Genomic DNA, 13379 nt, shown 5'->3' on the forward strand with positions numbered 1-13379 from the left:
TTGCTGGGCCAAGACCCAATCTACGAGCTATTTCCAGCCGGTCACTTCTGCAATTGCATCGCCTAAATCTGCAGGAGAGCGAACCGTTTTGACACCAGCTGCTTCCAAGGCTGCAAATTTTTCAGCTGCAGTTCCTTTTCCACCAGAAATAATTGCTCCAGCATGCCCCATGCGCTTACCGGCTGGTGCTGTTACCCCAGCAATATAGGAAACAACGGGTTTGCTAACATTGGATTTAATGAATTCAGCAGCTTCTTCTTCAGCCGATCCACCAATTTCACCAACCATGATAATTGCTTGGGTTTGCTCATCTTGTTCAAATAATTCTAGAACATCAATGAAACTTGTTCCTGGAATTGGATCACCACCTATTCCTATACAGGTACTTTGACCAAACCCTTTATCCGTTGTTTGCTTAACCGCTTCATAAGTCAGTGTACCTGAACGAGAAACAATACCGACCTTACCTGGTAGATGGATCGAGCCAGGCATAATCCCAATTTTACATTCGCCAGGTGTGATAATTCCTGGGCAATTTGGGCCGATCAGGCGCGCTGAAGTATTATTTTCCAGATAAACTTTCACCTGCAACATATCAAGCACAGGAACGCCTTCAGTGATACAAACAATTAATTCAATTCCCGCATCAGCAGCTTCTAAGATTGAATCCTTGCAAAAGGGTGCAGGTACATAAATTACAGTTGCTTGAGCACCGGTTTCTTCGACCGCTTCACGAACCGTGTTAAAAACCGGTAGACTCAAATGTTGTTGACCGCCTTTCCCAGGAGTCACCCCTCCAACCATTCGTGTTCCGTACTCGATTGCTTGTTCAGAATGGAATGTTCCTTGTTTACCAGTAAAACCCTGGCAAATGACTTTTGTGTTTTTATTTACTAATACGCTCATTGCTAGCCTCGAAATGTAGTTCTGCCTACTCACTATGAAGAAAGTAGGCTTAAAATAGTAATAATTAGGGCCTAGGCGATAGCCGCCACAATTTTTTTCGCTGCATCGGTCAAGCTATCAGCGGCAATTACGTTTAGGCCACTTTTATTCAAAATCTCTGCACCTAATTTTGCATTGTTACCCTCAAGACGCACGACCACAGGTACTATTACGTCAACTTCTCTTACCGCAGCAAGAATACCTTCAGCAATCAAGTCGCAGCGAACGATACCACCAAAAATATTCACTAAAATTCCTTTCACTTTTTCATCAGAAAGAATAATTTTAAATGCCTCCGATACTCGTTCTTTAGTTGCACCGCCACCCACGTCTAAGAAGTTTGCTGGTTCCCCGCCGTGTAATTTAATGACATCCATTGTTGCCATTGCTAGACCAGCACCATTAACTAGGCAACCAATGGAACCATCGAGAGGAATATAATTTAATTCCCAATCGGTAGCACGGTTTTCACGCTCGTCTTCTTGTGAAGTATCACGTAACATTTTCAACTTAGGTTGTCTGTAAAGCGCATTGCTATCGATATTAACTTTACCGTCCAGACAAAGCAGTTGACCTTTTTTGGTGACAACGAGAGGATTTATTTCTAATAAACTTAAATCGCATTCGACAAACATTTTGCCTAATGCCATCATCAAATGAGTGAATTGCTTCATTTGATCATCATTCAGATCAAGGTTAAAAGCCATTTCCCGACATTGATAAGGCATGATACCTACTAAGGGATCAACAATTGCTTTGAAAATTTTCTCTGGCGTTTCATGAGCCACTTTCTCAATCTCAACACCACCTTCAGTAGAAGCCATAATGACAACTCGGCGACTTGCACGATCAACTACTGCACCAAGGTATAATTCACGACCGATGTCACAGGTTTCTTCCACTAATACTGCATTGACAGGTTGTCCTTTAGCATCCGTTTGGTAAGTGACTAAACGTGTACCCAGCATTGACTTCACTGCGTTTGCTAATTCGTCTTTATCAGATACAATTTTGACACCACCTGCTTTACCACGGCCCCCTGCATGAACTTGAGCTTTTACCACCCACTTAGTGGTACTCAGTTGAGAAGCAACTTGCAGCGCATCCTCAATGTTTTGAGCTACTTGCCCATTGGGAGTGGGCAGGCCGTAGCTAGCAAATAACTCCTTGGCTTGATATTCATGTAAATTCATTGTATTACCCTTAAAAAAAGCAAAACCCGGCGTCGCGGGTCTTGCGGTTAATCATTATATTTAAATGTTTAAAAGTAACCGTGCTGGATCTTCGAGTAACTCTTTCACATTTACTAAAAACTGCACTGATTCTTTACCATCAATTAATCGGTGATCGTAGGACAAAGCAACATACATCATCGGACGAATAACAACTTGACCATTCTCAGCTACTGGTCTGTCCTGGATCTTATGCATACCAAGGATCGCTGTTTGCGGTGGATTAATGATTGGCGTTGCCAATAAGGAACCGAATACACCACCATTGGTAATTGTAAACGTACCACCTTGCATTTCCTCCATGGATAATTTGCCTTGTCTTGCACGAGTAGCTGAATCGTTAATGGTTTTCTCAATATCAGCCATACTCATTAGATTTGCATCTCTAACAACAGGCACCACTAAACCGCGCTCGGTTGATACCGCAATACCAATATCATAGAAACCATGGTAAACAATATCTTGACCATCAATAGACGCATTAACCGCAGGAAAACGCTTTAAGGCTTCAACCACTGCTTTGGTGAAGAAAGACATAAAACCCAATTTAACGCCATGTTTTTTCTCAAAGCTGTCTTTGTATTGAGCTCTTAAATCCATGACTGCTTTTAAATTCACTTCATTAAAAGTTGTTAACATCGCCGCATTGTGTTGTGCTTGAACGAGACGCTCTGCAATTTTAGCGCGCAATCTTGACATGGGTACACGACGCTCTTCACGAGGTCCAAATGCAACCTGCTCTTGTTTAGCGGCAGGTTTTGCAGGTTTCTCCCGATTAGTTTCGATGAAGGAGATCACATCTTCTTTGGTAAGGCGACCATCTTTACCCGAAGCTGGAATTTGGCTGGATTGTAGATCATTCTCAGCAAGCATGCGTCTTACTGCAGGACCGGTTGATTTTTCTCCAGCTGCGCTGACTTCTTCTTTGGGTTCTGCTTTTTCTTCGCTAGCTGCTGGTTTGGATTCCTTAGCGGGTTCCGCTGCGCCTTGTTCTATGCGGGCAAGCAGCTGACCTCCTTCCACGGTATCCCCTTCCTTAAATAGGATTTCTTTCAGGATTCCGTCAACTGGAGCAGGAACTTCAAGAACGACTTTGTCTGTCTCTAGATCCACAAGATTCTCATCGCGAGTTACCCTATCGCCAATTTTTTTATGCCAACCAGCAATTGTAGCATCGGCTACTGACTCAGGTAGTGCAGGTACTTTAACTTCAATAGACATAGTAATACCTTCTTTTTTCGTTATATGTTTTTAAATCGTTAATCCAATAGGGCCTGCTCAACTAACCCTTGCTGCTGTTGAGCATGAAGTATGGGGCTTCCAACGGCGGGGGCGGCAGCAAACTCTCTTCCGGCATAACTTAGAGATTGATCATCTCCTAAGCAATCCACAATATTATGCTGAGAGGCAAACCATACACCTTGATTTTGTGGCTCTTCCTGACACCAGATAATTTTTTTAGCATGAGGATACTTTTCAAGCTCCTGAATTAATGCTTTTTTCGGGAATGGATACAGTTGCTCAATTCGGATAATTGCGACGTGATTTAGCTTTTTATCCTCGCGGCGTCTTTGCAGCAGATCATAGTAAACTTTGCCGCAACATAATACTACTTTTGTAATCTTATCCGCAGCTAAATCGTCGATTTCAGGGATAACTGTATTGAATTTTCCTTTTGTTAAGTCTTCCAGAGAAGAAACGGCCAATTTATGGCGTAATAAACTCTTTGGTGTCATTACGATGAGTGGTTTACGGAATTTACGCAACATTTGACGGCGCAGCAAATGGAACATTTGTGCCGGAGTCGTTGGCGTACAGACCTGAATATTATGCTGAGCACATAACTGCATATAACGTTCTAAACGAGCAGATGAATGCTCAGGGCCTTGGCCTTCATAACCATGAGGCAAAAGCATGACCAAACCACACAAACGACCCCATTTTTGCTCGCCTGAACTAATAAATTGATCGATAACGACTTGAGCACCATTCGCGAAATCACCAAATTGCGCTTCCCACAACACCAAGGAAGTAGGCTCTGAGGCCGCATAGCCGTATTCAAAAGCAAGCACTGCTTCCTCTGAAAGCACAGAATCAATCACCACAAAAGGTTTGTTGGGATCCGTGGCAGTTATCTCAAGAGGTACATGGGTTTTACCTGTATTAAATTCGTGCAGAACGGCATGACGATGAGCGAAGGTACCACGACCAGAATCCTGGCCTGACAACCGTACCCCATAACCATCGTGAAGTAAACTGGCATAAGCCATGATTTCTGCATAGCCCCAATTCATGGGAATTTCACCCTCTGTCATCTTGTCTCTTTCAGAAAGAAGACGTTTAACAACTGGATGCAATTCAAAGCCTTCAGGTAGAACACTTAATTGCTTTGATAATTTCTGAATAGTACTTTTAGTGATGCTAGTATCGACTTTGTCTGTCCATTTAGCATTAATATAAGGTGTCCAATCGACAGAAACTCGCCCTTCATAATTACCATGAACTACATCAACAACCGGTTCGCCTTTGTCCAATTTATCGCGATAAGCGTCCATCAGTTTACTGACTTCTTCGTTATTGGTAATGCCTTTTTCCATCAATTGGTTGGCATAAATTTCTCGCAGTGTAGAGATGGTTTTAATTTTCTGATACATAATTGGTTGAGTTACTGCTGGCTCATCAGCCTCATTATGACCATGACGACGGAAACAAACCAAATCAATCACCACATCACGCTTGAATTTCATTCTGAACTCAAAAGCGATTTGCGTTGCAAAGATTACTGCTTCTGGATCATCGCCATTCACATGAAGCACTGGTGCCTGCACCATCTTAGCGACATCAGTACAATACAAAGTTGAACGAGCATCAAGTGGATTAGAGGTAGTAAAACCAACTTGGTTATTGATAACAATATGAATTGTTCCGCCAGTGGAATAACCTCTTGCCTGAGAAAAGTTGAACGTTTCCATGACCACACCTTGACCTGCAAAAGCAGCATCACCATGCACAACCACAGGAACAACTTTATCTTTTTTCTCTAAATCGTGTTGACGTCGCAAACGTGAACGGGCAGAACCCTCTACAACTGGGCCAATAATCTCTAAATGCGAGGGATTAAACGCTAATGCTAAATGAACCACTTTGCCATTATCCACACGTAAGTCAGAAGAATAGCCCATGTGATATTTCACATCACCAGTGCGATCTGATTTTACTTTTCCTTCGAATTCCTGGAATAAAAGATCAGGGGCTTTACCCAAGACATTAACTAATACGTTTAAACGACCACGGTGAGCCATGCCAATGACAATCTCTTTTACGTTAACATCGCCGCCTTGATGAATAATTTCTTTCAGCATCGGAATAAACGCATCGCCCCCTTCGAGAGAAAAGCGTTTTTGTCCCACATAACGTGTACCTAAATAGCGTTCAAGTCCATCCGCAGCAATTAAGTCCTTAAGAATGTTTAATTTTTTCTTCGCATCAAACTTAGGGCGTCCTCGCATGGTTTCCATTTTCTGCTGTAGCCACTCGGTTTCTGCATTATCTGAAATATGCATGTATTCAATGCCGATGCTTCCACAGTAGGTTTCGCGTAGAGCTTGAAGAATTTCACGCAGCGGCAGCATCTGCGCGCCATTAAAATATTGACTTCCGTAAAATGGGCGATCTAAATCGTTTTCAGACAGGTGATGGTAGCCCAATTCAAGACTTGGAACATGCATCCGCTCTGTCATCCCCAAAGGATCCAGTTTGGCTGCATGATGTCCATGTGATCGATAAGCATTAATTAAATGAGCGACTTGAAACTGCTTAGAGTCTTCAGTAGCAGCAATGGGCGCGGGTCTTTTATCCGCATTTTGTAAAAAATGATCACGAATGTCGCGATGTGAAGTTTCGCTTTCTGCACCATTCACTTTCGGTAATGCATCAAAAGCTGTGCGCCAATCAGCAGATACTGAATTGGGGTCCGCTAAATAATCTTCATATAAGCCATCGACATAAGCCATGCTTCCGCCCGATAAATAGGAAGAAGCCCATTGTTTTTGCAGATCAGTACCGCTCATCGTTATTCTCTCCAAAGGGACACGTCCCGATCATGAATATCGGGATAATAAGAAAATCGCTATTAAGTTTCCTCGGTTAACATTTGCTTGCGTATTTCAGCAATTGCTTTCGTCGGATTGAGTCCCTTCGGGCAAACATCAGCACAATTCATAATTGTGCGGCAACGGAATACACTGAAAGGATCTTGTAATTTATCCAAGCGGTGTTTCGTCGCAGTATCACGGCTATCTGCCAAGAATCGCTGAGCTTGTAACAACCCAGCTGGCCCTACAAATTTATCTGGATTCCACCAGAATGAGGGGCATGAACTTGTACAGCAGGCGCATAAAATACATTCATATAAACCATCAAGCTGAGCACGTTCCTCAGGGGATTGTAATCGCTCACGTGCTGGAGCAGGATCGTCATTTTGTAAGTAAGGTTCAATGCGCTCATATTGCTGATAAAATTGCGTCATATCGACCACTAGGTCACGGATTATCGGAAATCCAGGTAACGGGCGAATGACGATTTTGTCCGTTTTTAATTGAGAAAGCTTAGTAATGCAAGCTAATCCATTCTTACCGTTAATATTCATACCATCAGAACCACATACACCTTCTCGGCAAGAGCGTCTGTAGGTTATAGTAGAATCTTGCTCCGCTTTTAAACGTTCAAGCACAGGAAGCAACATTGGATCACTTTTAGCCGGAATTTCAATCTCATAATCTTTCATAAAGGGTTTAGTATCAACCCCAGGATTATAACGATAAATTGACAGGCTCAGAGTTCTGGTATCAGCCACGGCATATCCTCTCTAGTAAACGCGTTCTTTCGGCTCAAACGGCGCGATGTGTTTAGGTGATGTATTCACAGGGCGATACTCAATAGCGTCACCTTCTGGGAAATACAAAGTGTGTTTAATCCAATTCGCATCATCTCGATTAGGATAATCTTCTCGGCTATGGGCTCCACGACTTTCTGTTCGCGCAATTGCTGAATGAGCTGTCGCGTAAGCGGTTGCCATTAAATTATCCAATTCTAAAGCTTCTACCATTGCAGTATTAAATATTTTTGACTTATCTTTTAAATAAGCATTTGATAAACGCTCTCGTAATGATTCTAAGCGTTTTAAACCTGAAGCCATGACATCGCCAGTACGGAATACTCCGAAATCTTCTTGCATGATACGTTGCATTTCATCGTGAAGAGCGGCAGGATTCTCACCTTCTTTCGATTGGGCCCAGCGATTGTAACGAGATAAAGCAACATCAATATCGTCATCGGAAACATAGGGCATTTCTGGCATTTGGTCAGATTGCCATAATTCTTCAACATGCAGACCAGCAGCTCTTCCAAAGACAACTAAATCCAGGAGCGAATTACCGCCTAAACGGTTTGCACCATGTACGGAAACACAGGCACACTCTCCTACGGCATATAAACCTTCGACATGGTGGTCTTTTCCATCTCGGTGAGTTAACACTTGCCCATGCATATTGGTAGGAATGCCACCCATACTATAATGGCAGGTCGGCACTACAGGGATGGGTTCAATAATAGGGTCTACTCCAGCGAATTTCATGGACAATTCACGGATACCTGGAAGACGCGCTTTAATGAGGTCAGCACCCAAATGGTCAAGTTTTAATTTAACGTAATCAACGCCTTGCGGATCAAAACCTTTACCTGAGCGTAGTTCAAGAGCCATTGCGCGCGCAACCACATCTCGAGAAGCCAAGTCTTTAACTCGAGGCGCGTAACGTTCCATAAAACGCTCGCCATCTTTGTTGATCAGATAGCCGCCTTCACCGCGGCATCCTTCAGTTACTAAAACACCTGCGCCAGCAATACCGGTAGGATGGAATTGCCACATTTCCATATCTTGTAATGGAATACCAGCACGCAAAGCCATACCAAAACCATCGCCAGTGTTAATCAGTGCATTGGTTGTCGATTGGTAAATACGACCTGCACCACCCGTGGCTAAGATACACACGCGAGTTTGATAAAAAACAATCTCGCCTGTTTCAATGCACATTGCCGTGACACCCGCTATACGACCATTAGCATCTTTAACCAAATCAAGCGCATACCATTCGCTAAATACATGAGTCTTCGCTTTTAAGTTTTGCTGATAAAGGGTATGTAAAAGTGCATGCCCAGTTCTATCCGCCGCAGCACAGGTACGCGCTGCTTGTTCGCCACCAAAATTTTTAGATTGACCACCGAATTGACGCTGATAAATTTTCCCATTATCCATGCGCGAAAAAGGTAAGCCCATATGCTCTAATTCATAAACTGCTTCCGGGCCTGTCTTACAAAGGTACTCAATACAGTCTTGGTCGCCAATATAATCCGCCCCCTTAACTGTATCGTACATGTGCCAACGCCAATCGTCCTCGTCAGCATTACCAAGTGCAGCAGTAATACCGCCTTGTGCGGAAACAGTATGTGAGCGAGTAGGAAAAACTTTTGATAGAAGTGCAACTTTTAAACCAGAATTGGCCATTTGTAATGCAGCTCTCATTCCTGCACCACCTGCACCAATAATTACTGCATCAAATTTGTTACGTGCAATTGCCATGCTCATCGTCCCCACACAATCATTAAGCCCCAAATAAATTGCCCAAGCAGCCACAAAATAACTAAATACTGCACAGTGAGTCTGATAGCAGTACATTTTATGTAGTCAGTGGTGACGGTCCAAATCCCTACCCAACTATGTAAACTAAGAGTGAATAAGGCAATTATGCTAGCAACCTGAAACCAACCATTATGGAATAAGGCATACCATTGCATATAATTTATTGGCGGTGTAAACAGCAAATAAGCCAACATAAATAGGCAGTAAACCATAAAATACACGGCCGTAAATCGCTGAATCAGCCAATCTTTTAGTCCGTTACCTGTTAAACTTGTGACATTCGTTACCATATCCAAATTCCTAGAAAAATTGTCAGAATCACAGCTAGTGTGATAACCCATATGGCTGTCTGGCGTCCTGCTTTAACTTCTTCACCATAGCCTAAGTCCATAATCATATGACGAATACCAGCTAGTAAATGGTAAACAAGAGCCGCACTGAAGGCCCATAACAGCAATTTATAAAAAGGACTTTGAAGGACAATTTGCATCTGCATAAACGATACAGCACTAGTAAGTGACATGCTCAGAAGGTAGAGGATAAAAGGTAATAACAAAAATAAAACAAGCCCTGAGATACGATGCAGAATCGATGCAATGGCCATAGCGGGAAATTTTATGGTTCCCAAATCGAGATTCACTGGTCTTTTTTGATTCACTGTCAAACTCTTCCTTAAAAGAAAATGTTATTACCTCTTCAAATCGACGAGGCAGCTTTTTTAGGCAAAACCAATTTTGCCAGGTGTTTTTGAAAAATGCGAGTCATAGAACTATTTAATTTTTGAATAATTTTTCAGAAATACTAACACTTTAATTACACAATAAATCCCGTGTTCAATTTTAAATTCAATTACTGACACGTTATAAAGAACAAAAGCAGAAATACTATCGCAGTATAGCACTCAGTTTTTTTGGCGCAAAGTATCAAAGCGAGGGATTAGATCACTTAGCGAGTAAATCCAGGTGCAGTAGGGACATGGCGTCGATCTCGTGGAGCAGGTGATGGGTAACCATAACCTCTATCGGCCAATCGTTTTACAATTTGCAAATAATTTTCACCCCAGTCGCCTGGATCAAAATTCGTCACGACGACGTTATAAGTTAGGTTAATTATTGACTCAAACGCTTTGCGTTGCGCAAGAATATGTCCGCCAAAGGCAACCTGTACTTCGGTCTCTTCATCAACCCCACCAGATCTTAAACGTTCGATCAGCAAATAAATCATCTTTTCGATAGTATTGAATAATTTGCACATCGACATGCCGCTGGTATACATGTCTTCGCCTTTAGATGTCACTAATTTGAAACCATGATCATCAATGTTATAGACAAATTCACGTTCATTAGTGCCCGGTAAAATTTCAGGTTCGAGAATAATGGGCGGGGAGATGGGAGTAATCGAGGGAGTAACAATATATAGCTCAAAATTAGCCCAATGCCACCATAATTGGTAGACTCTCTCGACGATGGCAACTGGATCATCATCAATAGTCATCCCTAAACTAGCTCCAGGAATTTCATTAGCCATATCACTACTCACATACCGTTGTTCTAGATATTACTATCTTAGCCCAAATTACCTAGCCGAGCACAGTTCTAGAACATTAAGAAAGTGTAAAAGAAGCGACTACTCAGCAAGATTCTAAAAATTGATAATAAACAGGTGGCTGAGTTTTGCATTTAAAACAGCGACTTTGACAGGCTGATTTCGCTTGGCAACAGACAATCACACCTTTGCGTAGCCAAAGATCAAGCATGGGTTGAAGGGCATGCAGATCAAGCTGGAACTCTCTTGCAATTTGCTGATTGCTAGCAACTCGTTCGCGACGTAGATATTCACGAATTTGTAGTAACATGTGCCCCTCCTAAATTGAAAGTTCTACCCCGTAAGCCCACAAAGGCTAAGCCTGCAGAACCTAAGATCACTAGTACCCAAGTTATTGATTGCTGCGGATGAACAGCAAAAGTGGCTAGTTGATAAAATAAAACTGCAGTAGCATAGGCAATAATAAAGGACCAAATGATAGAAAACCACATCAATTTACGGCTTGCTTCTTGGCGAATTACTGCCATCGTTGAAACACAAGGAATATAAAGTAAAATGAACAGTAAATACGCGTACGCCCCTGCTTTCCCATCAAAACGTTGCACCATCATTCCATACACTGATTGAGAAACTTCTCCCTCTGGAGCACTAGCAATAATTGGATTGACTAACGCGCTTCCCAATTGGGACAAGTTGTGCGGAATTGACCAGAGCGCCTCTTGTAATGACGTCCAAAAATCAAAATGGGCAACTGACATTTGTCCCACCTGCCCAATTTGCGCATACAGAGAATTTAAAGTACCAATGACAACCTCTTTGGCTAACATTCCGGTTAATAAGCCTACTGTAGCCGGCCAATTGTCTTGATGTAGTCCCATGGGTGCAAAAACAGGGGTTAACCATTGACCTAATGCTGATAAAACAGAATGGGTACTTGCTTCCGCGTGGCTTAGCCCCCCATAAACGGTCATTGCGTTCAAACCACCTAAAATGACACAAATAGGAATAATTAAGCGACCGGCACGAATAACAAAATGGCGCAATCGCAAAGAAGTTTCTTTTATTAAACGCTTTAATGAAGGCTTATGATAGGCAGGCAACTCTAAAATCAAGGGCGAAGTCTGTCCCTGTAAACTGGTTTTACGTAAAATAAATCCAGTCAATACGGCCATCAAAATGCCAATCAAATAAAGTGAAAAGACAACATTCTGCCCACCCGTCGGGAAAAAGGCCGCAACGAAAACAGCATAAATGGCTAAGCGGGCGCTGCAAGACATGAAAGGACTCATTAAAACAGTCAAGACTCTATCTCTTTCCGAGTCAAGTGTTCGGGCCGCCATAATTGCCGGAACATTGCAACCAAAACCCACGATCATGGGCACAAAGGATTTACCCGGCAAGCCCAGCGCTCGCATTGCTTTATCGACAACAAATGCTGCGCGCGCCATATAGCCAGAGGCTTCCAATAATGATAAAAAGAAAAACATGGCTGCAATGACAGGGATGAAAGTCAAGGTGGTATTAATTCCTTTTCCTACTCCATTCGCGATTAAGGCAACAAGCCAATCGGGCGTATTGATCTGTTCCAGCAACTTAGCACTGCCTTGGACGAAAATAGTATCAGTACTAATATCAAAAAAATCTTGAAAAGCTCCACCAATATTAATTGCAAATAAAAACATCAGATACATCATGGCAAAAAATATGGGAAATGCCCAATAGCGATGCAAGACAATACGATCTAACTTAGCAGTAAAATGCTCGCTCGCATCGCTGCCTTTTTGCTGTGTAGTTTTAACAATCTGATGTATTTTTTGATACCGCGCATCGGCCATGATAATGTCTAAATCTTGTTCAATAGATTCGCTAATTTCATTCTCTTCACCTAAGAGCTTAATCCGTAAAGCATAATCGCCCTCCAGAATACGACGAGCATAATAAGCTACAAAGCGCGATTCAATAGCCTGGGATCGCAATTGCTGTTCTAGTTGCAATAAAGAGTTGTGAATCGATGCGGGGAAATTGAGGTCGAGCAGCTTACTCGTTTGACCAGGATTTTTTATGGCTTGTTGTAGCTCTGCTAATCCAACTTGCTTATGTGCTTCTATGCCAAGGACAGGACAATCTAATTGTTTGGATAATTGCTTGATATCGATCTCAATACCTCGTTGCTTAGCAATATCCATCATATTGAGAACAACAATGACTGGTTTACCTAACTCAAGAATTTGGCTCGTCAGATATAAATGGCGCTCGAGATGACAGGCATCTACCAAATTGATAATTAAATCCGCCTCAAGGCTTACGATTGCTTTTGCTGCAATTTGTTCATCCAGGCTTGAACTATTGCCGGATGAAGCGAGGGAATAAATACCAGGTAAGTCAGTGACCTGAATTGTTTGCTCTTCTAGAATAAAACTACCTGTTTTCTGTTCTACCGTCACACCAGGCCAATTGCCTACCCGTTGATTTGCGCCAGTAAGCGCGTTGAATAAGGTTGTTTTACCGCAATTTGGATTGCCTACTAATAAAAGCTGCCTCATATCCGTTCCCACTCTAATTCACCTGCTTCTTCTTTGCGCAAAGTCAATGCGGTACCACGAACTTCTACTTGAACTGGACAGCCTAAAGGCGCTACTCTTACAATTTGCAATTCCACACCGCGAGTAATACCTAAAGATAATAAGCGTCGTCGATAAGCTAAATCGGTTAAACCAAAATCAACTAAGCGTACCCGATCACCCTTAACTAGTTCAGTAATTCGCATGGTATCCAATTCAAAAAAACAGCTAGTATAAAAGTTTAGCACAAATGATATCGAGAATCATTCTCAATTTTGAAAAAAACGGTGTGGGACTTCGAGACAGCGTATATGCCGCCTCGTTCGAACTTGGAGTATCTCTTCAATTTGGTTGTCAACCCTGCGAAGGCAGGGATGACAATTCGAGCATCGAGGCCTC

The 13379-nt window shown here is 42.4% G+C and carries 12 protein-coding genes; all 12 read right to left on the reverse strand.

All coding sequences use genetic code 11. The features are described from left to right. Window positions 1–27: 27 nt before the first annotated feature. Window positions 28–906 (reverse strand): succinate--CoA ligase subunit alpha, encoded by an 879-nt coding sequence (gene sucD, locus Ldro_RS07770; RefSeq protein ID WP_058495827.1) that lies wholly within the window; start codon window positions 904–906, stop codon window positions 28–30. 71 nt (window positions 907–977) lie between these two features. Then, a complete protein-coding gene (gene sucC / locus Ldro_RS07775) occupies window positions 978–2138 on the reverse strand; it encodes an ADP-forming succinate--CoA ligase subunit beta (RefSeq protein ID WP_058495828.1) in 1161 nt (386 codons plus the stop codon). Window positions 2139–2198: 60 nt separating this feature from the next. Next, window positions 2199–3398: a 2-oxoglutarate dehydrogenase complex dihydrolipoyllysine-residue succinyltransferase gene (odhB, locus tag Ldro_RS07780; RefSeq protein ID WP_058495829.1), complete on the reverse strand. Its 1200-nt coding sequence runs from the start codon at window positions 3396–3398 to the stop codon at window positions 2199–2201. Window positions 3399–3436: 38 nt separating this feature from the next. Beyond that, the gene (locus tag Ldro_RS07785; RefSeq protein ID WP_058495830.1) at window positions 3437–6247 is read right to left on the reverse strand and encodes a 2-oxoglutarate dehydrogenase E1 component; all 2811 of its coding nucleotides are present in this window, start codon (window positions 6245–6247) and stop codon (window positions 3437–3439) included. Between the two features lie 62 nt (window positions 6248–6309). After that, window positions 6310–7032, reverse strand: coding sequence for a succinate dehydrogenase iron-sulfur subunit (locus Ldro_RS07790; RefSeq protein ID WP_058495831.1), 723 nt, complete (start codon window positions 7030–7032; stop codon window positions 6310–6312). Between the two features lie 12 nt (window positions 7033–7044). Continuing rightward, window positions 7045–8814 carry a succinate dehydrogenase flavoprotein subunit gene (gene sdhA / locus Ldro_RS07795; protein ID WP_058495832.1) on the reverse strand — a complete coding sequence of 590 codons (1770 nt, stop codon included), beginning with the start codon at window positions 8812–8814 and terminating at the stop codon, window positions 7045–7047. Window positions 8815–8816: 2 nt separating this feature from the next. Beyond that, complete coding sequence (gene sdhD, locus Ldro_RS07800; RefSeq protein WP_058495833.1) at window positions 8817–9164, reverse strand: succinate dehydrogenase, hydrophobic membrane anchor protein; 348 nt, start codon at window positions 9162–9164, stop codon at window positions 8817–8819. After that, window positions 9158–9532 carry a succinate dehydrogenase, cytochrome b556 subunit gene (gene sdhC / locus Ldro_RS07805; RefSeq protein ID WP_058495834.1) on the reverse strand — a complete coding sequence of 125 codons (375 nt, stop codon included), beginning with the start codon at window positions 9530–9532 and terminating at the stop codon, window positions 9158–9160. The genes sdhD and sdhC overlap by 7 nt, the downstream gene beginning before the upstream one ends. Window positions 9533–9819: 287 nt before the next feature. Further along, a complete protein-coding gene (locus Ldro_RS07810; RefSeq protein WP_058495835.1) occupies window positions 9820–10401 on the reverse strand; it encodes a hypothetical protein in 582 nt (193 codons plus the stop codon). Window positions 10402–10504: 103 nt separating this feature from the next. Continuing rightward, complete coding sequence (locus Ldro_RS07815) at window positions 10505–10729, reverse strand: FeoC-like transcriptional regulator (RefSeq protein ID WP_058495836.1); 225 nt, start codon at window positions 10727–10729, stop codon at window positions 10505–10507. Beyond that, window positions 10710–12962, reverse strand: a complete 2253-nt coding sequence (feoB, locus tag Ldro_RS07820; RefSeq protein ID WP_058495837.1) for a Fe(2+) transporter permease subunit FeoB — start codon at window positions 12960–12962, stop codon at window positions 10710–10712. Before feoB ends, Ldro_RS07815 begins: the two co-directional genes overlap by 20 nt. Beyond that, on the reverse strand, window positions 12959–13186 hold the full coding sequence (locus Ldro_RS07825; RefSeq protein WP_058495838.1) for a FeoA family protein: 228 nt from the start codon (window positions 13184–13186) through the stop codon (window positions 12959–12961). The genes feoB and Ldro_RS07825 overlap by 4 nt, the downstream gene beginning before the upstream one ends. Window positions 13187–13379 lie beyond the last annotated feature (193 nt).

This window comes from Legionella drozanskii LLAP-1 (genome assembly GCF_001467585.1).
Taxonomy (GTDB): domain Bacteria; phylum Pseudomonadota; class Gammaproteobacteria; order Legionellales; family Legionellaceae; genus Tatlockia; species Tatlockia drozanskii.

Bases quoted from the DNA above. Each gene is read 5' to 3' on its own strand.
- sucD (WP_058495827.1), bottom strand. From the start codon at position 906: ATGAGCGTATTAGTAAATAAAAACACAAAAGTCATTTGCCAGGGTTTT.
- sucC (WP_058495828.1), bottom strand. From the start codon at position 2,138: ATGAATTTACATGAATATCAAGCCAAGGAGTTATTTGCTAGCTACGGC.
- odhB (WP_058495829.1), bottom strand. From the start codon at position 3,398: ATGTCTATTGAAGTTAAAGTACCTGCACTACCTGAGTCAGTAGCCGAT.
- Ldro_RS07785 (WP_058495830.1), bottom strand. From the start codon at position 6,247: ATGAGCGGTACTGATCTGCAAAAACAATGGGCTTCTTCCTATTTATCG.
- sdhA (WP_058495832.1), bottom strand. From the start codon at position 8,814: ATGGCAATTGCACGTAACAAATTTGATGCAGTAATTATTGGTGCAGGT.
- sdhD (WP_058495833.1), bottom strand. From the start codon at position 9,164: ATGGTAACGAATGTCACAAGTTTAACAGGTAACGGACTAAAAGATTGG.
- Ldro_RS07810 (WP_058495835.1), bottom strand. From the start codon at position 10,401: ATGGCTAATGAAATTCCTGGAGCTAGTTTAGGGATGACTATTGATGAT.
- Ldro_RS07815 (WP_058495836.1), bottom strand. From the start codon at position 10,729: ATGTTACTACAAATTCGTGAATATCTACGTCGCGAACGAGTTGCTAGC.
- feoB (WP_058495837.1), bottom strand. From the start codon at position 12,962: ATGAGGCAGCTTTTATTAGTAGGCAATCCAAATTGCGGTAAAACAACC.
- Ldro_RS07825 (WP_058495838.1), bottom strand. From the start codon at position 13,186: ATGCGAATTACTGAACTAGTTAAGGGTGATCGGGTACGCTTAGTTGAT.